This window comes from Thioalkalivibrio sp. (assembly GCF_007692535.1).
In the GTDB taxonomy this organism is placed as follows: domain Bacteria; phylum Pseudomonadota; class Gammaproteobacteria; order Ectothiorhodospirales; family Ectothiorhodospiraceae; genus Thioalkalivibrio.
Genome location: NZ_REBW01000214.1, coordinates 21759 through 41723 on the forward strand (window position 1 = coordinate 21759; position 19965 = coordinate 41723).

The 19965-nt window shown below is 67.1% G+C and carries 23 protein-coding genes; 19 read left to right on the top strand and 4 right to left on the bottom strand.

Annotated features, from left to right (window positions below; all coding sequences use genetic code 11):
• Positions 1-33: 33 nt before the first annotated feature.
• From lepB to kdsB, 17 genes are all read left to right on the top strand, one after another.
• Entirely contained in the window at positions 34-807 is a 774-nt protein-coding gene (gene lepB, locus EA346_RS12345; protein ID WP_296759021.1) for a signal peptidase I, read from the top strand.
• A gap of 44 nt (positions 808-851) precedes the next feature.
• On the top strand, positions 852-1208 hold the full coding sequence (locus EA346_RS12350; protein ID WP_296759084.1) for a DUF4845 domain-containing protein: 357 nt from the start codon (positions 852-854) through the stop codon (positions 1206-1208).
• 74 nt (positions 1209-1282) lie between these two features.
• A complete protein-coding gene (gene rnc, locus EA346_RS12355) occupies positions 1283-1963 on the top strand; it encodes a ribonuclease III (RefSeq protein ID WP_296759022.1) in 681 nt (226 codons plus the stop codon).
• Positions 1960-2865 (top strand): GTPase Era, encoded by a 906-nt coding sequence (gene era, locus EA346_RS12360; RefSeq protein WP_296759024.1) that lies wholly within the window; start codon positions 1960-1962, stop codon positions 2863-2865. The genes rnc and era overlap by 4 nt, the downstream gene beginning before the upstream one ends.
• Positions 2862-3527: a recombination protein O N-terminal domain-containing protein gene (locus EA346_RS12365; protein ID WP_296759026.1), complete on the top strand. Its 666-nt coding sequence runs from the start codon at positions 2862-2864 to the stop codon at positions 3525-3527. The genes era and EA346_RS12365 overlap by 4 nt, the downstream gene beginning before the upstream one ends.
• A 16-nt stretch (positions 3528-3543) precedes the next feature.
• Positions 3544-4299, top strand: a complete 756-nt coding sequence (locus EA346_RS12370) for a pyridoxine 5'-phosphate synthase (protein ID WP_296759028.1) — start codon at positions 3544-3546, stop codon at positions 4297-4299.
• Between the two features lie 21 nt (positions 4300-4320).
• A complete protein-coding gene (gene acpS / locus EA346_RS12375; RefSeq protein ID WP_296759030.1) occupies positions 4321-4728 on the top strand; it encodes a holo-ACP synthase in 408 nt (135 codons plus the stop codon).
• 133 nt (positions 4729-4861) lie between these two features.
• Positions 4862-5770, top strand: coding sequence for a cysteine synthase CysM (gene cysM, locus EA346_RS12380; protein ID WP_296759032.1), 909 nt, complete (start codon positions 4862-4864; stop codon positions 5768-5770).
• Positions 5767-6570 carry a 3'-5' exonuclease gene (locus EA346_RS12385; protein ID WP_296759033.1) on the top strand — a complete coding sequence of 268 codons (804 nt, stop codon included), beginning with the start codon at positions 5767-5769 and terminating at the stop codon, positions 6568-6570. The genes cysM and EA346_RS12385 overlap by 4 nt, the downstream gene beginning before the upstream one ends.
• On the top strand, positions 6567-7883 hold the full coding sequence (rlmD, locus tag EA346_RS12390) for a 23S rRNA (uracil(1939)-C(5))-methyltransferase RlmD (RefSeq protein WP_296759035.1): 1317 nt from the start codon (positions 6567-6569) through the stop codon (positions 7881-7883). The genes EA346_RS12385 and rlmD overlap by 4 nt, the downstream gene beginning before the upstream one ends.
• A gap of 110 nt (positions 7884-7993) precedes the next feature.
• Positions 7994-8623, top strand: a complete 630-nt coding sequence (locus tag EA346_RS12395; RefSeq protein ID WP_296759037.1) for a MotA/TolQ/ExbB proton channel family protein — start codon at positions 7994-7996, stop codon at positions 8621-8623.
• Positions 8620-9045, top strand: coding sequence for a biopolymer transporter ExbD (locus EA346_RS12400; protein WP_296759038.1), 426 nt, complete (start codon positions 8620-8622; stop codon positions 9043-9045). The genes EA346_RS12395 and EA346_RS12400 overlap by 4 nt, the downstream gene beginning before the upstream one ends.
• Complete coding sequence (gene msbA / locus EA346_RS12405) at positions 9035-10804, top strand: lipid A export permease/ATP-binding protein MsbA (protein ID WP_296759040.1); 1770 nt, start codon at positions 9035-9037, stop codon at positions 10802-10804. The genes EA346_RS12400 and msbA overlap by 11 nt, the downstream gene beginning before the upstream one ends.
• Before the next feature lie 3 nt (positions 10805-10807).
• Entirely contained in the window at positions 10808-11926 is a 1119-nt protein-coding gene (locus EA346_RS12410; RefSeq protein WP_296759043.1) for a glycosyltransferase N-terminal domain-containing protein, read from the top strand.
• Positions 11920-12924, top strand: a complete 1005-nt coding sequence (gene lpxK / locus EA346_RS12415; RefSeq protein ID WP_296759046.1) for a tetraacyldisaccharide 4'-kinase — start codon at positions 11920-11922, stop codon at positions 12922-12924. Before EA346_RS12410 ends, lpxK begins: the two co-directional genes overlap by 7 nt.
• A 6-nt stretch (positions 12925-12930) precedes the next feature.
• Entirely contained in the window at positions 12931-13125 is a 195-nt protein-coding gene (locus EA346_RS12420) for a Trm112 family protein (protein ID WP_296750106.1), read from the top strand.
• 63 nt (positions 13126-13188) lie between these two features.
• On the top strand, positions 13189-13962 hold the full coding sequence (gene kdsB / locus EA346_RS12425; RefSeq protein ID WP_296759048.1) for a 3-deoxy-manno-octulosonate cytidylyltransferase: 774 nt from the start codon (positions 13189-13191) through the stop codon (positions 13960-13962).
• On the opposite strand, the gene EA346_RS12430 is transcribed toward kdsB, so the two are convergent.
• Entirely contained in the window at positions 13937-14686 is a 750-nt protein-coding gene (locus EA346_RS12430; RefSeq protein WP_296759087.1) for an HAD family hydrolase, read from the bottom strand. The two genes, kdsB and EA346_RS12430, sit on opposite strands and share 26 nt — an antisense overlap.
• A 173-nt stretch (positions 14687-14859) precedes the next feature.
• Here EA346_RS12430 and EA346_RS12435 point away from each other — a divergent pair, with 173 nt between their 5' ends.
• Entirely contained in the window at positions 14860-15939 is a 1080-nt protein-coding gene (locus EA346_RS12435; RefSeq protein ID WP_296759050.1) for an Sfum_1244 family protein, read from the top strand.
• A 181-nt stretch (positions 15940-16120) separates the two neighbouring features.
• A complete protein-coding gene (locus EA346_RS12440; protein ID WP_296759052.1) occupies positions 16121-16795 on the top strand; it encodes a Fe2+-dependent dioxygenase in 675 nt (224 codons plus the stop codon).
• Between the two features lie 93 nt (positions 16796-16888).
• On the opposite strand, the gene EA346_RS12445 is transcribed toward EA346_RS12440, so the two are convergent.
• The 3 genes from EA346_RS12445 to nrfD are packed head-to-tail and all read right to left on the bottom strand — an operon-like array spanning position 16889 to position 19950.
• Positions 16889-17224 carry an iron-sulfur cluster assembly accessory protein gene (locus tag EA346_RS12445; RefSeq protein WP_296759053.1) on the bottom strand — a complete coding sequence of 112 codons (336 nt, stop codon included), beginning with the start codon at positions 17222-17224 and terminating at the stop codon, positions 16889-16891.
• Between the two features lie 16 nt (positions 17225-17240).
• On the bottom strand, positions 17241-18665 hold the full coding sequence (locus EA346_RS12450; RefSeq protein WP_296759055.1) for a cobyrinate a,c-diamide synthase: 1425 nt from the start codon (positions 18663-18665) through the stop codon (positions 17241-17243).
• 37 nt (positions 18666-18702) lie between these two features.
• Positions 18703-19950, bottom strand: a complete 1248-nt coding sequence (gene nrfD, locus EA346_RS12455; protein WP_296759058.1) for an NrfD/PsrC family molybdoenzyme membrane anchor subunit — start codon at positions 19948-19950, stop codon at positions 18703-18705.
• Positions 19951-19965: the final 15 nt, after the last annotated feature.

The following is a 19965-nucleotide window of genomic DNA, read 5'->3' on the forward strand; positions in this document are numbered from 1 at the left end:
TCTGATGAGCGGCATCAAGGAAAAGGATCGTTTATGACATTCAGCCTGGAGCTGATTTTGGTGCTGGCGACGCTGGCGACGGGAGTCATCTGGCTCGGCTGGGTCGTCGCCAGGCGGTGGATGAGTCCCGAACGGCGCGCGACCCTGCCCTGGTACGTCGACTATTCCCGATCGTTCTTTCCGGTGCTGCTGATCGTGCTGGTGCTGCGGTCCTTCGTCGCCGAGCCCTTCCGCATCCCCTCCGGTTCGATGATGCCCACGCTGCTGGTCGGCGATTTCATCCTGGTCAACAAGTTTTCCTATGGCGTGCGGTTGCCGGTCACGCGCACCGTGATCCTGGAGACGGGCAAGCCGGAGCGGGGCGACGTGGCGGTGTTCAAGTATCCCCGCAACCCGGCGGAGGATTACATCAAGCGCGTGGTCGGTCTCCCCGGAGACCGGATCGAATTCCGTGACCGGACGCTGTTCGTGAATGGAGAGCCCCAGGAAACGGAATTGCTCGGCACCTATGAAGGCGTCGGTTCGGGGCGCATGATGACGGGGGCAAACCATTTCCTGGAGCATCTCGGCGATACCCCCCACGAAATCCTGATGTGGGAGCAAAGCCCGGGTCTGACGGGAACGGTGCGGGTACCCGAAGGCCACTACTTCATGGTTGGCGACAACCGGGACAACAGCAACGACAGTCGCATGTGGGGCTTCGTGTCCGAGGATCTCCTGGTCGGCCGGGCCCTCTTCATTTGGCTGAACTGGGATTACACTGGTGGGCACTGGGATTTCTCCCGGGTCGGTAACCGCATTCAATGACCATACAGAGGGGGATGGGGGCGATGATGAGATCCAGGCAAAGAATACGTGGGATTGGTGCGTTCACCGTGATCGTGTTCATCGTGTTCGCGGTGCTGGTCGCGAACTTCTTTCTGACCGTCGGCAAGGACTACCTGCAGTATTTCACGGTGCGCAGTGTCGTCACGGACGTCGCCGCCGCACCGGGAGCCGCCGAGCGGACCGACCGGCAGCTCTGGAGCGAGATCGACCGGCGTTTTTCGATCAACTCGGTCTATGAGCTGAAGGCGCCCGAGATCATCAGCTTCACGGAGGACGGCGGCGGCCGTTTCATGTTGCTCGAGTACGAGGTGCGGCGTAACTTTTTCGCGAACCTCGATCTGATCGCCAAGTTCAATCGCCGCGACAAGCTTGCGCCTTGACGGGACCGGTCGCCCTTGCGCCGTCCTACCCCGCGTGTGGGTCGGCAGAAGCTGACGTCCGACCCCCCGCTCCGATGACTGCCACGGATTTTCGAAGCCTTCTGCCCGAGGCCCTGCGGGGTGCGCAGTCGCTGGAGCAGGCGCTGACCCACCGCAGCGCGAGCGGGAGGCACAACGAGCGCCTGGAATTCCTCGGCGACGCGGTACTGGGGCTCGTGATTGCCGACGCACTCTTCCGATCCCTGCCGGAGGCTCCGGAAGGCGACCTGACGCGCTTGCGGGCTGCGCTGGTCAATCGGGGTTCGCTGGCCGAACTCGCCCGCGCGGCGGGTATGGAGGGCGCTCTGAATCTCGGGCAGGGCGAGCGCAAGAGCGGCGGTCAGCGGCGGGAGTCCATTCTTGCCGATGCACTGGAGGCGCTGATTGGAGCGAGCTACCAGGTGGCGGGATTCGATGCCGCGCGCGATTTCGTACTGCAGCTGTACGCGGATCGGCTCGCGGCCCTGCCCAGCGCCGAGTCCCTGAAGGACCCGAAGACCCGCCTGCAGGAATTCCTGCAGGGGCGGGGACGGGAACTGCCTGAGTATCAGGTGCTGGAGGTCTCGGGGCCGGACCACCAGCGGGAATTTACGGTGGAGGTCCGGCTGCCCAGCGAGTCCTGGGGGCAACGCGGCACCGGTCCCAGCCGTCGCGCGGCGGAGCAAGCCGCGGCCGAGGCGGCCCTGAATCGCCTGCAATCGGAGTCAGGCACATGAGCGAAGTACCGCAGACGCGTTGCGGCCTGGTGGCTCTGGTGGGGCGTCCCAACGTCGGGAAGACCACCCTGTTGAACCGGATGGTCGGAGAAAAGCTGGCTGCGATCACCCGCAAGCCGCATACCACACGCAACCGCATCCTTGGGATCGTGACCCGCGGTCGGGACCAGACGGTACTGATCGATACCCCGGGGATCGATGCCGAGCGCAGCCGGCTGATGAACCGCGTACTGAACCGCACCGCGGTCCAGGCACTGGCGGATGCCGACATCGTCTGTTTCATCATCGAGGCCGGGCGTTTCGAGGCCGGCGATGCATTCATCCTGGAGGCCATCCGCGCGGCCGGCCGACCCGCCGTGCTGGTCGTGAACAAGGTGGACCGGGTCGCCGACAAGAGCACACTGTTGCCGTTCCTTGAGACCCGCGCGGGCGAATTCGACTACCTGGGCATCGTTCCGCTGTCGGGCAAGACCGGCAAGAACCTCGAGGGACTGATCGATGAACTGCGCACGCACCTGCCGGAGGGGCCGTTCCTGTACGACCCCGAGCAGCTGAGCGATCGTCCCGAACGGTTCCGCGCCGAGGAGATGATCCGCGAGGCACTCCTGGAGCGTCTCGGACAGGAGGTCCCCTATGCGGTGGCCGTGCGCGTCGAGGACTGGGAGGACCGTCCGGGCATCACCCATATCGATGCGCTGATCCTGGTCGAGCGTGACAGCCAGAAGGGCATCGTGATCGGCAAGGGCGGGCAGATGCTGAAGCGGATCGGCCAGGCGGCCCGCGAGCAGCTGGAGACTCTGCTCGGACGCAAGATCATGCTGCGCCTGACCGTCCGCGTCGAGGAGGGCTGGTCGCAGAGCAATCGCGCCTTGCGGGAACTGGGGATCGAAGAGCCCCGGTGACGGCGGATCGGCAGGAACTGCTCGTTACGGGATTCGTGCTGCATGCTCGGCCGTTCCGCGAAAACAGTCGGATCCTGGAATTGATCACGCGTGACGCGGGCCGGCTCGCGGTTCTTGCGCGCGGGCGGGCCGGCAGCCTCCGGCCGTTCGTGCTGCTCGACCTGGCCTGGCGCGGTCGGGGAGAGTTGCCCAACCTGACCGTCGGCGAGGAGAGGCGGGCCTTCCCGCTGACCGGTCGGTCGATGGTCTGCGCCCTGTACCTGAACGAGCTGGTGCTGCACCTGTTCCCGCGTGATGTACGTGCCGGAGACGCCGTTGCGATTCTGCAAGAGGCCTACCAGGGTCTGCTGGCACCGGAACGTCCCGAGCATGCGCTGCGCGCCGCCGAGTGGTCGCTCCTGTGTCTCCTGGACTCGGGCCTGGAGCACGTTTCCGGCGCGGAACTCGAAGCCGATGCACACTATCGCTATCAACCCGACGCGGGGCTGAGCGAACCCGTTGCCGCCGGGGCGCCTGGCGCCCTGACCGGTGCGGCCCTGTTGGCGCTCGCCACGGGCTCCAGGCTGGCCGATAATGACCAGCGCGCGGCGCGTGACTTCATGCGCAGGCTCATCGATCAACACCTCGACGGCCGGGAGATCCAGACCCGGCGTCTTCTCTGACGGGAAAGACCGCATCATGGCAGCCTACGTCCCCCCTGCGCTTCGGCTCGGGGTCAACCTCGATCACATCGCCACCATCCGCCAGGCCCGGCACACTCCGTACCCGGATCTGATGCACGCGGTGCGTCTGGCCGAGGCCAGCGGGGCCGATTCGATTACCCTGCACCTGCGCGAGGATCGCCGCCACATCCAGGACGATGACGTCTTCGGCATCAAGCCGCGTCTGGCCCGGCCACTGAATCTCGAGATGGCGGCGACCGACGGCATGCAGGCCATTGCGCTGAAACTGCTGCCGGAGGCCTGCTGCATCGTGCCGGAGCGTCGGGAGGAACTCACCACGGAGGGCGGTCTGGATGCTGTCGGACAGCAGGTTCGCCTGCATGACTTCGTGCAGCCCCTGGCCGCTGCCGGGATCGAGGTGTCGCTGTTCGTCGAGCCGGACCTGCGCCAGCTGGAGGCCGCAGTCGCCATCGGAGCGCCCGTGGTGGAACTCCACACCGGCGCCTACGCCAATGCGCGTGACCCCGAGCAACGGGCGCGCCTGATCGAGGGGCTGTTCGAGGCGGCGCGGGTCGGCCACGAGATGGGCCTGGTGATCAACGCCGGACACGGACTGGACTACGACAACGTGCGGCCGATCGCGGCCCACCCCCTGTTTCATGAACTCAACATCGGCCATTCGATCATCGCCCGTGCGCTGTTCACGGGGTTGCCCGAGGCGGTGAGCCACATGCGCGGCGTGATGGACGCCGCGCGCCGCGACGGCGCCTGAACAGGTGAAAGGAACCCGTCGATGATTCTCGGCATCGGCACCGATCTGGTCCGCGTGGAGCGCCTGCGCCCGATGCTGGAGCGCCACGGTCCCCGGCTTCTCGAGCGCCTGCTGCATCCGGAGGAGCAGGTGGACTTGCCCTCGGTTCGCCCCGAGGCTTTCGTCGCCCGCCGTTTTGCCGCGAAGGAGGCTCTGGCCAAGGCGCTGGGCTGCGGAGTGGGTCGCGACATGGCGCTCAACGAGGCCTGCGTGACCCATGACGCGGCGGGCCGTCCCGGTTTCGCGTTGAACGGAGCCGCCGCCCGTACCGCCGCCCGCCTGGGCGTGACCCGGATCCACCTCAGCATCAGCGACGAGCACGACTATGCCCAGGCCTTCGTCGTTCTCGAGGGCGGGTCCGTAGGTGGAGGTCCGGGCCATCCCGGGTGATCCGGGCGTTCCCGCGATGGCTCGTGATGCCGATGGCGGGGGCTTGCCTCCGGGGCGCCGTGTGTGGAGCGTCCCAGCCTGACTCCTCCATTGGAGCCCCGTAATCGGATGGGAGCCGCTATACTCTCGCGCCATGGCTACCGTGAACCCGGAATCCTTTCCTACGCTGGAGCAGTTCGTCGGCAACACCCCGCTGGTGCGCCTGCAGCGCCTTGCCGCGGGTCTGCCCTCGCCGGTGCTGGTCAAGCTCGAGGGCAACAACCCAGCGGGGTCGGTGAAGGACCGGCCGGCGCTCAACATGATCCTGCAGGCGGAGGCGCGCGGCGAGATCCGTCCCGGTGACACGCTGATCGAGGCCACCAGTGGCAATACCGGCATCGCCCTGGCCATGGTGGCGGCGATCAAGGGCTACCGGATGATCCTGATCATGCCCGACAACATGTCCGCGGAGCGTCGGGCCGCAATGAAGGCCTTTGGTGCCGAGATCATCCTGGTGACCCGCGAGCAGAGCATGGAGGGCGCCCGGGATCTGGCGCAGCAGATGCAGCGCGAGGGCAAGGGCAGGGTGCTCGATCAGTTCGCCAACCCGGACAATTCCGACGCCCACTACCGGGGCACGGGACCCGAGATCTGGCGGGATACCGGGGGCCGGGTCACGCACTTCGTCTCGTCGATGGGGACCACCGGAACGATCATGGGGACCTCGCGCTATCTGAAGGAGCGCAATCCCGCGGTGGAGATCGTCGGGGTGCAGCCTACCGAGGGATCGTCGATTCCCGGCATCCGGCGCTGGCCCGAGGCCTACCTGCCGTCGATCTTCGATGCCTCCCGCGTGGATCGCACGCTGGACGTCAGCCAGCAGGAGGCCGAGACGATGATGCGCCGGCTGGCTGCGGAGGAGGGGATCTTCGCCGGCGTGTCCTCGGGCGGTTCGGTGGCTGCTGCGTTGAAGGTCGCCGCGGAGGTCGAGGACGGTCTGGTGGTCGCGATCGTCTGCGACCGGGGCGACCGCTACATCTCCACCGGCGTCTACCCGGCGTGACCGGCGGGCCCGTACTGGTCTTCGATCTGGAGACCGTTCCCGACATCGATGGAGCGCGGCGGCTGCACGACTTCGAGGGACTGTCCGACAAGGAGGTCGCCGAGGCCCTTTTCGCGCTGCGCCGGATCAAAACCGGGTCCGAGTTCCTCGCCCATCCCCTGCATCGGATCGTCTCGATCGGCGTTCTTTATCAGGGCGGCGACCAGATCAAGCTGTCCGCCTTCGGGCGTGAGAGCGAAGACGAGGCGGAACTGCTGCGTCAGTTCTTCGATGTGATCGAGAAACGGACACCGACGCTGGTCAGCTGGAACGGCGGTGGTTTCGATCTGCCGGTGCTGCACTACCGTGCCATGCTGCACGGTGTGAGCGCACCGCGGTACTGGGATCAGGGCGATGACGACCGCAGCTTCCGCTACAACAACTACCTCAGCCGCTTTCACTGGCGTCACATCGACCTGATGGATGTGCTTGCCGCGTACCAGATGCGGGCCACCGCTGGGCTGGACATGATCGCCTCGCTGCTTGGCCTTCCGGGCAAGCTGGGCATGGACGGCAGCAAGGTGTGGCCGGCCTGGCGCGATGGGGACAGGGCCAGCATCCACGATTACGTCGAGCACGACGTGCTCAACACCTATCTCGTGTACCTGCGCTTCGAGGTGATGCGCGGAGGCCTGACCCCCGAGGCGCTGGAGCGGCGCGAGACGCAGCTTCGGGACTACCTGGGCCATACCGGCAAAGCCCACCTGGACGAGTTCCTGGCCGCATGGCGCGGTGCCGGCCCGCCGCCTGCGTCCGCATGAGCATCGACCGCAGTCCGTTCGAACTGCAGATCGACGACCTGACCCTCGACGGTCAGGGCGTGGGTCGGCGTGAGGGCAAGGCCTGCTTCGTCGCCGGCGCGCTGCCCGGGGAGCGCGTGCGAGCCGTACAGACCGGGCGCAAGCGCAACTTCGATACCGCACAGCTGGAGACGGTGCTGGAACCCGCCCCCGAGCGCGTGGAGCCGCCCTGCGAATGGTTCGGCGTCTGCGGCGGCTGCCGGCTGATGCATGCAGAGGTTGGCTTCCAGCGGCTCCTGAAGGAGCGGAATCTCTTCGAGGCCCTGTCGCGGATCGGCCACGTCGCCGTGGGGCGGCGGCTGGAGCCCCTGGTCGGGGATGACCTGGGGTACCGGCGCACGGCGCGACTGGGCGTGAAATATGTAGCCAAGAAGGGTGGCACGCTGGTCGGTTTTCGTGAACGCGGAGGGCGCTATCTTGCCGACATGTGGGATTGCCAGGTGCTGCATCCGGCGATCGGCAGGCGCATCGGGCAACTGCGCCACCTGATCGATGGGCTGGACGCGCGGGAGCGGATTCCCCAGATCGAGGCCGTGGTCGATGATGCGGGTACTGCCGCCCTGGTATTCCGTCATCTGCAGCCGCTGTCGCAGGCAGATCGGGACCGCCTCGCCGCATTCGCCGCCGGGGAAGGCGTGCAGGTCTACCTGCAGCCCGGCGGCCCGGACACCGTGCAGCAGCTTGCGGGACCGCAGACACAACTTCGCTACGGGCACCCCGACTTCGGCGTGACGGTCGACTTCGGGCCGCTGGACTTCGTCCAGGTGCATGCGGAGATCAACCGGCGCATGGTGCGAAGGGCGATCGATCTGCTGGAGCCGGTACCCGATTCCCGGGTGCTGGACCTTTTCTGCGGGCTGGGAAACTTCACGCTGCCGCTGGCGCGTCGGGCCGGGGAGGTCGTTGGGGTCGAGGGAGACGCCCGGATGCTGGAGCGCGCGCGCGCCAATGCCGAGCGCCAGGGTATCGGCAATACCCGCTATGTCTGCGCCAATCTGGAGGACGAGGGCTTGCAGGAGATGTCCTGGCTCGATGAATCGTTCGATCGCGTGCTGCTGGATCCGCCGCGCACCGGCGCTGCGGCCGCGATCGAGGCCCTCGGTTCCCGTGGGATTCCACGGCTGCTCTACGTCTCCTGCAATCCCGCCACGTTGGCGCGCGATGCCGAGCGGCTCGTGCATCACTTCGGCTACCGGCTGGATGCGGCCGGTATCATGGACATGTTCCCGCACACCGCGCACGTGGAATCGATGGCCGTGTTCGCGCGCGATTAGAACGGGCTGGACCCCGCGCCCTCGTGTTTCGTGCCTTCCGAGGTGCGGGTATCATCAAGAACTGACTGCCGGCGGGAAGATTCCGCCGGTTGCGGAGTAGGGAGATCTGGATGCTGGAAATCGTTAAGGCGGGCGGTTGGCTGATGGTGCCGATCCTGCTTTGTTCCGTGATCGCGGTGGCCATCGTGCTCGAGCGCATCTGGGCGTTGCGGCGTTCGCGGGTGGTGCCCCGTGGCCTCCTGCTGACGGTATGGGAACAGGCGCAGGGTGCTGGTCCCGGTGGCGGGGTTCAGCTCCAGCGCCTGCGTGCCCGCTCTCCGCTCGGCCAGGTGCTGGCGGCCGGCCTGGCCGCGCAGGATCACTCGCGCGAGGTGATGAAGGAGACCATCGAGGAGACCGGCCGGCGGGTCGCGCATGAACTCGAGCGCTTCCTGAATACCCTGGGTACCATCGCGATGATCACTCCGCTGCTGGGTCTGCTGGGCACCGTGGTCGGGATGATCGAGGTCTTTAACGTGATCACCGAGATCGGCGTGGGCAGTCCCCGTGATCTCGCTGGGGGAATCTCCCAGGCTTTGGTGACCACCGCGGCCGGCATCGGTGTGGCGATCCCGACGCTGATCTTTCATCGCTATTTCCGCGGTCGGGTCGATGAACTGGTGATCGAGATGGAGATGGAGGCCGTGAAGCTGGTGGAAGTGATTCACGGCGAGCGCAGCGCCTCCGGGGTCACTGCGTGAATTTTCGTCGCCCCAGGGTCGATGAGGCGGGGATCAATCTCACGCCACTGATCGACGTGGTCTTCCTGCTGCTGATCTTCTTCATGGTTTCCACGACCTTCGACCGGCATGCCGATATCCAGCTGCAGCTTCCCGCCGCGGACCGCGAGCCGGTCGCGGCGGAACGGGCCTGGATCGACATCCTGGTGGACGCCACCGGCGAATATTACGTGGACGGCAAGGAACTCGTTAACCGCCGGCCGGAGACGCTGGAGCGTGCGCTGGAGCAGGCGGTCAGCGAGCGGCCGGGTGACCCGGTGTTGATCCGGGCGGATGCCAACGCAACCCACCAGTCCGTCGTCACTGCGCTCGACGTGGTCGGGCGCCTTGGGATTTCAGCGGTTTCGATCGCGACGATCGGCCGTTCCCCCGATGCGGAATAGGGGCCCGTTGCGGGAGTACGGCTCCGGCTGGTCGGTCTACCGGCGACTGCTGTCCTATGCCTTTTACTACTGGCCGATTCTGGTCGGCGCCACGGTCACCATGATGATCATGGCGGGAACCGAGGCAGGCTTTGCCGCGCTGATGAAGCCGCTGATGGACGAATCCTTCGGTGTCGCGGAGAGCGACCTCGCCCGCTGGATCCCGCTGCTTCTGATCCTGCTCTTTGCGGTCCGCGGCGTCGCCGAGTTCGGCGCGACCTATTCGATGCGGTATGTCGCGCGTCAGATCGTCAAGCGTCTGCGCAGGGAGTTGTTCGAGCGTCTGCTGGTGATGCCCGTCCAGCGGTTTCAGCACCAGTCCAGCGGCGAACTGATCTCACGCCTGACCTACAACGTCGAGCAGGTCGCTGGGGCCGCCACCGATGGCTTCAGCGTACTGGTCAAGGATACCCTGACCGTCCTGGTGCTCCTGGCCTGGATGTTCTATCTGAGCGTGGTGCTGACCCTGACCATCCTGGTGATCGTGCCGCTGGTCGTCCTGGTGGTGAATCTCGTCAGCAAACAGTTCCGGCGCCTGTCGCATCGGATCCAGGGCAACATGAGCGACGTGACCCACGTGACCCAGGAGGTGATCGAGGGCCACCGTGTCGTGCGCATCTTCGGCGGGGAGACCTACGAGCGGGAACGCTTCGAGGGCATCAACGAGGGCAACCGCCGGCTGCATATGCGCATGGAGGGCATCAAGGCGGCCTACGTCCCGATCATCCAGTTCATCGTGGCGGTGGTCCTGTCCCTGATCATCTGGATGGCGACCTCCGACATCCTCGGCGAGCAGATCACCGCCGGGACCTTTGTCTCCTTTCTGACCGCGATGCTGCTCCTGCTGACTCCGATCCGCAGGCTCAGCAACATCAACGCAACGCTGCAACGCGGCATCGCTGCAGGGCAGAACATCTTCGCGGTCCTCGACGAGGTTCCCGAACGTGACGCCGGGCACGTTCCGATGGAACGAGCCCGTGGCGCCCTGCGGCTGGAGAACGTGAGCTTTCGCTATGAGCCGGGTGGCCCGGACGTACTGAGGGATATCGATCTGGACATCCAGCCGGGCGAGAGTGTGGCGCTGGTGGGCCGTTCCGGCAGCGGCAAGACGACACTGGTGAATCTGTTGCCGCGGTTTTTCCATCCCACCCGAGGCCGTATCCTGCTCGATGGACACGACATCGAGGATCTGCGCCTGCGTGACCTGCGGCGCCAGATCGCCTATGTCGGCCAGGACGTCACATTGTTCGCCGATACCATCGCCGCCAACATCGCCTACGGGCGGGTCGAGTCCACCGAGGCGGAGGTGCGCGAGGCGGCCGTGGCGGCCCATGCCCTGGAGTTCATCGAACGTTTGCCGGATGGTTTCGACACCCTGATCGGTGAGAACGGGGTGCTGCTCTCCGGTGGTCAGCGGCAACGACTGGCGATCGCCCGCGCCCTGCTGCGCGACGCGCCCCTGCTGATCCTGGACGAGGCGACGTCGGCCCTCGACAACGAGTCCGAGCGCATGGTGCAGGCTGCGCTGAGGACCCTGATGCATACCCGCACGACGGTGATCATCGCCCACCGGCTGTCCACCATCGAGCACGCGGACCGCATCGTGGTGCTCGATGCCGGCCGGGTGATGGAGGTGGGCCCGCATGCCGACCTCCTGGCCCGTGATGGCATCTACACCCATCTGTATCAGTTGCAGTTCCGTGATGCCGAGGCCGATTAGCCGGTGGCGAATCGCGGATATGGTGCGGGTTTCGGGCCGGTCTGGCGTGCCGTGCTGCGCGACTATCGCGTCGGGGAGGGGAATCGGGCCCGCGCCCGACTGGGCTTTCTGACGCCGCCCGAGGGCAGGGGTCGTGTGCTCTGGATCAAGGCGGGCGGCAGTCCGGATGCGCTGCGCCTGGGGGTGGAACTGCTGGGCGCGGTGCGTGACCGGCGCCGGGATCTGCGCCTGGTGATGACCTTCGAACGGGACGACCCGGACCTGCTTCGAGCCGTGCTGCGTCCCTGGCAGCGGGTGGGGATCGGGTACGGACCCTGCGACCGACCGCGCGTCGTCACCCGGGTTCTCTCGCGCTTCCAGCCCTGTGGGATCATCCTCGTTGAGTCGGATCCGCCGCTGAACCTGTTGCGCCGGACGCTCGCCCCGGTGGCAGCGGTGGGAACCGGTCCGGCTCCGGTGCCGGTGGCCGCAGCATGGCCCGTCTCCGGTGCGGCGCAGCGTGACTGGGAGATGAACGGCCAGGCTGGCGAGCTGCTGCCGCCGGCCGACCCACAGGCGCGTTTCGCCGAGGCACAGGCGGATGTGGTGCTGCGCACACTGGCGGGCGGTGGCGAGAGGCGCCTCTGGTGGTGGCATGGCCGCGCGCAGCAGTGGCCGGAATGGCTCACTGCCTGGCGCGGGATGGCAACCGCAGCGGATGACATTCTGATGGCCAGCTTCGCCGATACCGGCGCTCCCGAGGAGGCTGCTCTGAAGGTCAGCGCCTGGGACCGGAGCGGGCTTGCCGGCGGCAGCATCCTGCACATCGATGACCGGCGCTGGTTCGCCGCCGCTGCCAGCGCGGCCGACGCCGTACACCTGGCCGATCCGGGCCGTGCGGTCCTGTGGCAGGCTCTGGCCGCTGGCTGCGCGGTGACCCTGGGCAAAGAGGCAGCGGCCGCAACCCTGCCGGTCCCGATGCTCGCCTCCAGCGGGGCCGTGGTTGACCACTGGCGCAGGCTTCGGGGCGACGACCATCAGCGTCGCAGCCTGGGCGATGCGGCCCGCCGGCGTTTCTGGGAAGAGCGGCGCCAGGTGGACGCGAATCTCGGGGCGTTGATGGACCGGGTGTGGACATGGTAGAGCAGTGGCTCTGGCGTCAGTGGAGCCATCGTGGGCCCTTTGCCGCGGTGATGTTTCCGCTGTCGCTGGTCTACGCGGGGTTGGCCACGTGGAATCGCAACCGCTTGGAAGGCAATCAGCGCTCCGTTTTCCTGCCCGTGAAGGCCGTGATCGTGGTCGGTAACCTGACCGTCGGTGGGAGCGGCAAGACCCCGATGACTGCCTGGCTGGCGCAGCGGCTGGTCAAGGCCGGCTACCGTCCCGGCATCGTCAGTCGCGGTTACGGCCGGCGCCATGCCCAGGCGAGCCTGCTGGTCCGGCCCGGTGCTGATGCGGCCATGGTGGGCGACGAGCCGTTGATGCTGGCACGGCGTACCGGAGTCCCGGTCTGGGTGGACCGGGACCGGGTGCGTGCGGCACGGGCCCTTGCCGAGGAGGAGGGCGTCGATGTGGTGATCTCGGATGACGGGTTGCAGCATCACCGGCTGCCGCGGGATATCAGTATCCTGATGGTGGATGGCCACCGCCGCTTCGGCAACGGCCTCTGTCTCCCCGCAGGTCCCTTGCGGGAGCCGCGTTCGGCGGCTGCCCGGGCCGATTTCGTCGTGAACATGGGCGGCGTGCCGCAGCCCGGCGAGTACGCGATGGACCTGACCGCGTCCGATCGCGTTCATAGCGTGGCCCGCCCGGGCGTCGGCCGCCCGTTGCGCGAGGTCGGGCGCTCCGCCCACGCGGTTGCCGGTATCGCCGATCCGGAGCGGTTCTTCCGGGCGCTCGACGATGCGGGCGTGGACGTGATGCGGCATCCTTTCCCGGATCATCACCGCTTCCGTGCGCGCGATATCCGCTTCGACGATGACTTTCCGGTACTGATGACGGAGAAGGATGCCGTAAAATGCCGGGACTTTGCTGATGAGCGTCATTGGTACTGGCCGGTGTCGGCGCAGCCGGAACCCGCCTTCGAACAGGCGCTGCTGCGGCGCCTGGAAACCTCTATACGGCTCAAATACCTGGGGTAAAACACGATGGACAAACGCCTGCTCGATATTCTCGTCTGCCCGGTCACCAAGGGGCCGCTGCACTACGACCGCGAGGCCAAGGAGTTGATTTCGGTCTCTGCGGGCCTGGCCTACCCGATCCGGGACGACATCCCGGTGATGCTCGAGGACGAGGCCCGCGTGCTGTCGGAGGAGGAAAAGAAGCGCTGGCGGGACAAGTAGGCAGGTTCCTCGGCTGTGGGCAGGCAGCCGGCCCCTCCATGCTGACCTTGGCGGAGAAATCGGATGAACACGGAACCCTTCATCGTTGTGATCCCGGCCCGCATGGCCTCCAGCCGGCTGCCGGGCAAGCCCCTGATCGCCATCGCCGGGCGTCCGCTGATCGCGCATGTGATCGCGCGGGCCCGGGAGAGCGCGGCGGAACGGGTGATCGTGGCCAGCGAGGACCAGCGCGTGCTGGACGTGGCGCTGCAGAGTGGTGCAGAAGCGCGCTGGACCGACGCCGCGCTGGCTTCGGGCACGGATCGGATTGCCGCGGTCGCGCTGGAGGAGAACTGGTCGGACGACACTTGCGTGGTCAACCTGCAGGGCGATGAGCCGTTAACGCCCGGCTCGCTGCTGAATGACCTGGCGGCCCTGCTGCAGGCTCACCCCGGTGCCGACATGGCGACGCTGGGTGTACCAATGCGTTCCGCAGCCGACCTGGAAGACCCCAATCAGGTGAAGCTGGTCACCGATGCGAGTGGGCGGGCCCTGTACTTCTCCCGTGCCCCCATTCCCTGGGATCGCGAGGCGCGGCGGGCCGGGCAGCCGCCCGATCTGGCGCTGGCCCGGCGCCATCTGGGTCTTTACGCGTACCGCGCGGGCTTCCTGCGGCGCCTCACCACGGAGCCGCCGGCGGCGCTGGAACGGATGGAGCAACTGGAGCAGTTGCGGGCCCTGGCCATCGGAGCCTGGATTCAGGTCGGAATTGTGGACAGGGCGGTGCCGCAGGGCGTGGACACACCTGAAGACGTCGATCGGCTGGAGCGTCTCATGGCCGCAACGGCGCTGGTCTGACCAGGCCGAGTCGGATCGGAATCTGGCCCAGGCGGCCAAAGGTCAGGGCAGGATGGGGCGCGTCGTGGGACCAGGCACTGGTGCCCGGGTTGAACCAACCGGCGTGCATCCCCGCGTTGCGGGCCCCCAGCACGTCGCAGACGGGGTCGTCGCCGATGTGCAGCATGGCCTCGGCAGGTAGCCCGGCCCGCCGCGCCGCGGTCCGAAAGATTGCGGGATCCGGCTTGGCGACACCGGCTTCCGCCGCCGGGATCGCGAAGTCGAAGAATTGCCCCAGCGGGGTTCGGAAGACGTCGGCATTGCCGTTGCTGATCGCTCCGAGTCGAAAATGCCGGCCCAGGACCTCGAGAACCGCGGCCGCCTCCGGGTCGGGCTCCACCTCGTTGCGCGCCAGCCAGAAGACCTCGAACCCCTCGGAGGCCATGCGCTCCGGGCAGGTGTCGGCCTCCAGCGCGATCCCCCGCAGCCAGCGCTTGCGCAGGCTGGTCAGATCGTGGCGCTCGGACGCGGGCGCAGCACGGATGAAGGCGCTCCGGGCCGCGACCAGCGCCGCCGGCGTATAGCGTGCGCAGACACTCGGTGCATGGACCCGCAGCCAATCGTAGAAGCGCGCCTCGGCACGGTGAATGGCCGGCATCACGGGCCACAGCGTATCGTCGAGATCGAAGGTGATGCAGCGGATCCCGGCGGTGAATGCGGCGGGTTGGGCGGAAGCCTGGTTCATCGCCTGCATTGTAGTGAATCCCGCCGCATTCGCCGCAAACCCGCACAGACCCCCGGGAACGCCGGGCGACCCTGACGCGTCTGGAACACGCACTCGGGCCATGGAATGGTTTGCACGCCGGCCCCTATCCCGCAGAATGATCTCACCGCTGGCAACCTTGGGCAGACGATCCGGTGAATGCCAACTCCACAACCGCCGCGTCCGGGGACCTGCTCGGGGACCTCCGCGCCGCCGTGCAGCGCAACTGCGACATCGCCGATGCCCAGTTCGCCGGCAACTATTCCCTGTGCACCTACCTGCTGAAGATGCGCGAGTTCTATCGCTGGGAACGCGGTCTGCCGTTTTCCGCTGCACTGAATCGGCAGGAGGTCGGTGACTGGGTCAGTGAGCGCGAGCGCAGCTGGGAGGAACTCGAGGGCCTGTCGCCCGAGGCGTTGCGCCTGGGTGATGTGCAGCACGACCCGTTCGACCAGGAGGCGGTCAACCGGTCGCTCGATCCCTATGGGCTCGTGTACGGGGCGGGACTGGGGCGCGGCGCCCGTCCTCTCTTCTTCCTCGGGACCCTGCTGCGCCGCGAGGACTACAACGGCTATCAGGTACATGTCGTCGGGGCAGAGGCTGCGCGTGACCTCGTGAGCCCGCCGGCGATGTCTCGGGATGACCAGATCTTCGTGCGCCGCGAATCGGTGCGCCGCCTCGTGTTCGAAATGATCGAGGCCTGGCAGATCAGGGGTGCGCCGGCGGACGACGCGCTGGCCCGGGCGCTGGCGGCCTATGGCTATGATCCCGCCGACGAGGCGACACTGGAGGCGATGACCGACAGCGAGGTCGAGTCCGCGGTCTGGCACGAGGTGGGCGAGATCCTTGCCGGCAGGGCGCTCGGGGATGCCTGGAAGGACCGGGTGCTGGCGGTCGCCGGCGGCCGTCATGAACTCGTCGCCCGTGCGGTGCGGGATCACCTGGCCGACTGCCTGACCACCCTGCCGGCGCTGCTGGCGGAGGAATCGCCGGGCGCGATCCATTTCTACTTCGCCAATCTCACCGGCATGCGATCGCTGCTGTTTCCGCAGCTCCGATCCGCCTACGAGTCCTGGATCGCCGGCGCGCCTCTGGCGGTGCTGAAGGCCCAGATCGCACCCGCCCGGGAGCACTGGCTTGCGGTGGCACGGCGCTTCCTCGAAGAGCCGAGCGAATCCTGGCCGGTGGACGACGAGGCGCTCGCGTCGTTGCGGCCAGGCTTCGGCACGGCGTAAGGAACCCTTGTGCAGGAGCCGAGCCCTCTCGGCGATGCTGTCGGTGATCCGGACGTCGGGGCCGGGGCCGATCGGCCAGGGGCTGGCCTCCTACGAGCTTGCGGGACGGGCCTCCAGGCTTGATGATCGGCCCCAGGCACCGTCCACCCACGGTCCATGCCTCGCCAGCCCCGGAGCCTCGATGCTGATCACCCTGCCGAACGTCCTCGACGCCGCCACCCTGCAGCGCGTGCATGAACTGCTGGCTGAACTGTCCTTCGTCGATGGCCGCGCCTCGGCGGGCGGAGATGCGCGCCGGGTCAAGAACAACCAGGAGGCCGACCCGACGGATCAGCGGGTGGGCGCATTGAACCGGCTGGTCCTGATGCCGCTGTACCGGAATCCACTGTTCCAGGCCGCGGCCATGCCGAAACGGCTCTCCGGGGCGTTCTTCGCGCGGTACCAGCCGGGAATGAGCTACGGGACCCATGTGGACGACCCGGTGATGGGGCCGGAGGGCGGCCGCTATCGCTCCGATGTGTCGATGACGGTCTTTCTGAACCCGGCTGCGGCCTATGATGGTGGCGAACTCGTGGTGGAGACCGAATACGGCGAACAGCGCGTGAAGCTCGAGGCCGGGGATGCGGTGATCTATCCTTCCTCCAGCCTGCACCGCGTGGATCCGGTGACCCGGGGCGAACGGCTGGTCGCGGTCGCGTGGGCGGAGTCCATGGTCCGCGAGCCCGACCGGCGGCGACTGCTGCTCGACCTCTATCAGATCGAAGAGGAGCTTCGCAGTGCCGACCCGGACGCCGGGATCACCCGCAGGACCGGCCGCGCACGCGCCAACCTGATGCGCATGTGGGCCGATGTGTGAGCGGAAGGCGGGTCAAGCTGCGGGGTGCCCGCGGGATGAATGCGCAGATGCCGCCCACCGCGGCGCCGATGGCTGCGTTCAGTTGCAACCGTATCACTTGGCGGGCGGCGCGTTCAGCCCGTCCGGCGGACGATAGTCGGGGTCGTTGGGGTTCATGAAGATGAAGCGGAAATCGCCGGCCTCCATTTCCACGTAGTCGAGCACCGCGTTTTTCAGCAGGTCCACGCTGACCGGCTCGATCACGACCTCGATGCCGCCGGTCTTGAAGACGAGATCGTTGTCCCGTTCGTGTTCGTCGAAACCCATGCCGTAGTCGATGTTGCCCGAGGGCATACGCTTGGCCGCAATGCGCAGTGCGGGCTTCTCCATGCCGCTTTCGGCGGCTGACGCCTGGATCTGCTTTGAGGCCGCGGGGGTGATCGTGATCATGCCTTGCTCCTTGTTCTCAGATTGGAAGGCTTTTTTTCGGGGCGTCGCCGGTCGCCCGGTCGGCGCCCGCCATCACCGTGCGTGCGAAGTGCACGAAGCGGGTCGCCCAGGGGTTCTGCGCGGTATGGCGCAGATGGCTGTAACTCGCCAGCAGATTGCGGTGCACGATGCCGTCGTGCTGTCCGTCGACGCCATGGCCGCGCAACACGCGGTAAGCATACACGGGCGGTTCGTCGAGGGGTTCCAGCGCCGAGTAATGAAATTCGTGCGCCCCGAAGGATCCGGGCTCCCCCGCGGGTCCGGTCAGGGGCCAGAGGCCGTGCCCCGTCTCCTGCAGTCGCACCAGCCCGCGGCCTTGCGGCCGCGCATGCATGGTGATCTCACCGGGGAGCACGCCGGCCATCTCGCTGCGGCGGCCGTCCCAGGCAATGCCGCGCGCGAGATACATCAGGCCGCCGCACTCGGCGTAGGCGGGCATTCCCGATTCGATTGCCAGACGGATGGCCTCGCGCATCGGCGTGTTGGCCTCCAGGGCCTGCATCTGGCTCTCCGGGAAACCGCCGCCGATGAACAGGGCGTCGGCGTCAGGCAGGCGTGCGTCGTGGATCGTGTCGAAGAACACGAGCTCCGCTCCAGCCCGTTCCAGGGCCTCCAGGTCGGTGGTGTAGTAGAAGCCGAAGGCCGCGTCCCGGGCCACTGCGATCCGCACAGGTGGGCCGGGCGCATCGATGGCGGGTGGGGAGGGTACGGGGAGGGCGGGGGCGTCGGCGCCCAGCCGGGCGATGGTGGCCAGGTCGACCTCCGCGGCGACCGCCTCGGCCAGTGTCCGGATCTGGCGGTCGGCGGCAGTATGCTCGTTGCTCGGCACCAGCCCCAGATGGCGCTCCAGGATCTGTAACGCCGGGTTCTCCGAGACCAGGCCGAGCACCGGGATATCGGTGTAGTGCTCGATCACCGCGCGCAGCTTGGCCCCGTGACGCGCGCCACCGACCCGGTTCAGGATCACGCCGGCGATCCGGATATCGGGTTCAAAGGCCTGGTAGCCGAGCAGCAGCGGTGCGACACCGCGGGTCATGCCCCGGCTGTCGATCACCAGCACCACGGGCGCCTCGAGCAGCCGTGCCAGCGCCGCGTTGCTGTTCGAGCCCTCCAGGTCCAGGCCGTCATACAGGCCCTTGTTTCCCTCGATCAACGCCAGGTCGGCAGCCGCCATGTGCGCGCCGGCGGCCTCGCGGATCTCCCGGGGGGACATGGTGTTGAAGTCGAGATTGACGCAGGGCCGGCCCGCGGCGCGGCCAAGCCATAGCGGATCGATATAGTCGGGACCCTTCTTGAACGGCTGTACGCGCAAGCCGCTGGCCGCCAGCGCCGCGCACAGGCCGGTGCTGATCGTCGTCTTGCCGGACGACTTGTGTGCGGCGGAGACGAGCAGCCGGGACATGCTTACGCCGCCGCCGCTGCGGCAGCCAGGGCCGGGGTCATGCCCCGGCGGGAGCGGACTGTGCCGTGGAGGGGGTGCTGGAAACCTGGGGATCGACCTTGTCGTCCGCGAGGCTGGTCGGCAGGATGCGAAGGAACTTCATCACCACCGCCAGCAGCAGGAAGGCGAAGGCCGTGCCGCCCAGACCCAGCATCAATTCGGGGAGCGACGGGGTGTAGGTCGCGACCACGCCGTCGAAGAAACTGCTGCTCATGTCGTATCCCGGGAAGAGATCCAGGGGATAGGCCTGTCCACCGATCACGATCACATAGAGTTGCGCCAGACCGCCGGCGATCACCAGGCCGGCGGCCGCCGCGATCACGCGGCGCGCCCGACTCCACACAGGGTGGAAGAGCAGAACGAGGGGAAGGATGCTGCCGAGACCGATCTGCACGAACCAGAACAGGAAGGTGTAGATGCCGCCATTGAGCAGGACAAAGGCCTCGATGCCGTGCAGCCGGGTCGCATAGAGGTTGGTCAGATGGTAGGCGAGCACGAAGTAGAGCACGCCCGCAACGAAGATTCCGAGCAGGTTCTTCATGCGCCGGAGGATCAGGTCGCCGAGCGGGCGCTCGGTGCCGGCGAAGGTCGCCATCACCACGAGGATGAAGACCGCCATCCCGAGGGAGAAGGACATGGCAATGAACATCGGCGCCAGGATGGCGGCGTCATAGGCCTCCCGGGCGACCAGGAAGCCGAAGATGGAGCCGGTACCGGTGGTCAGGATCAGACGCCAGAGGAAGGCCACGTAACCCGCGACCGGAACGTAGCTGTTCATGCGTCGTTCCATCATGAACCACAGGTACACTGCGACCACGGCCAGAAAGCCGGTGTACAGCAGGATGTTCCAGGCGAAGATCGACTTGAAGTTGTAATGGGTCATCGCCACGATCAGGCGATCGGGGCGGCCCAGATCGAGCACCAGGATGACCAGGCCGCCGATCAGCAGCGTCATGGCCAGCAGGCCCGACAGCCGGGCCAGCGGCTTGTAGGCGACGCGGCCGAAGACCGAGGAGAAGGAGGCCGCGTTCAGCGCCCCCGAGGCCGCAACGATCAGGAAAATCGCGAAGATGTGGGGCAGGCCCCAGACCACCTGGTTGTTCATGCCGGTGATGTAATGGCCGTGTGTGCCCTTGAGCACCGCGGCAAGCAGCCCGAGGCCGATCAGCACGGCCAGTCCGGCCAGGAGGGCGAGGTAACCGGGGCTGCGGCCCTCGATTTCCGTGAAGTGTGTCTTCGCTGTCATCGTTGTCATGTCTCG

Coding starts and splice junctions, on each gene's coding strand:
- lepB (WP_296759021.1), top strand. CDS start 34: ATGACATTCAGCCTGGAGCTGATTTTGGTGCTGGCGACGCTGGCGACG.
- rnc (WP_296759022.1), top strand. CDS start 1,283: ATGACTGCCACGGATTTTCGAAGCCTTCTGCCCGAGGCCCTGCGGGGT.
- era (WP_296759024.1), top strand. CDS start 1,960: ATGAGCGAAGTACCGCAGACGCGTTGCGGCCTGGTGGCTCTGGTGGGG.
- EA346_RS12370 (WP_296759028.1), top strand. CDS start 3,544: ATGGCAGCCTACGTCCCCCCTGCGCTTCGGCTCGGGGTCAACCTCGAT.
- acpS (WP_296759030.1), top strand. CDS start 4,321: ATGATTCTCGGCATCGGCACCGATCTGGTCCGCGTGGAGCGCCTGCGC.
- cysM (WP_296759032.1), top strand. CDS start 4,862: ATGGCTACCGTGAACCCGGAATCCTTTCCTACGCTGGAGCAGTTCGTC.
- rlmD (WP_296759035.1), top strand. CDS start 6,567: ATGAGCATCGACCGCAGTCCGTTCGAACTGCAGATCGACGACCTGACC.
- EA346_RS12395 (WP_296759037.1), top strand. CDS start 7,994: ATGCTGGAAATCGTTAAGGCGGGCGGTTGGCTGATGGTGCCGATCCTG.
- msbA (WP_296759040.1), top strand. CDS start 9,035: ATGCGGAATAGGGGCCCGTTGCGGGAGTACGGCTCCGGCTGGTCGGTC.
- lpxK (WP_296759046.1), top strand. CDS start 11,920: ATGGTAGAGCAGTGGCTCTGGCGTCAGTGGAGCCATCGTGGGCCCTTT.
- EA346_RS12420 (WP_296750106.1), top strand. CDS start 12,931: ATGGACAAACGCCTGCTCGATATTCTCGTCTGCCCGGTCACCAAGGGG.
- kdsB (WP_296759048.1), top strand. CDS start 13,189: ATGAACACGGAACCCTTCATCGTTGTGATCCCGGCCCGCATGGCCTCC.
- EA346_RS12430 (WP_296759087.1), bottom strand. CDS start 14,686: ATGAACCAGGCTTCCGCCCAACCCGCCGCATTCACCGCCGGGATCCGC.
- EA346_RS12440 (WP_296759052.1), top strand. CDS start 16,121: ATGCTGATCACCCTGCCGAACGTCCTCGACGCCGCCACCCTGCAGCGC.
- EA346_RS12445 (WP_296759053.1), bottom strand. CDS start 17,224: ATGATCACGATCACCCCCGCGGCCTCAAAGCAGATCCAGGCGTCAGCC.
- EA346_RS12450 (WP_296759055.1), bottom strand. CDS start 18,665: ATGTCCCGGCTGCTCGTCTCCGCCGCACACAAGTCGTCCGGCAAGACG.
- nrfD (WP_296759058.1), bottom strand. CDS start 19,950: ATGACAGCGAAGACACACTTCACGGAAATCGAGGGCCGCAGCCCCGGT.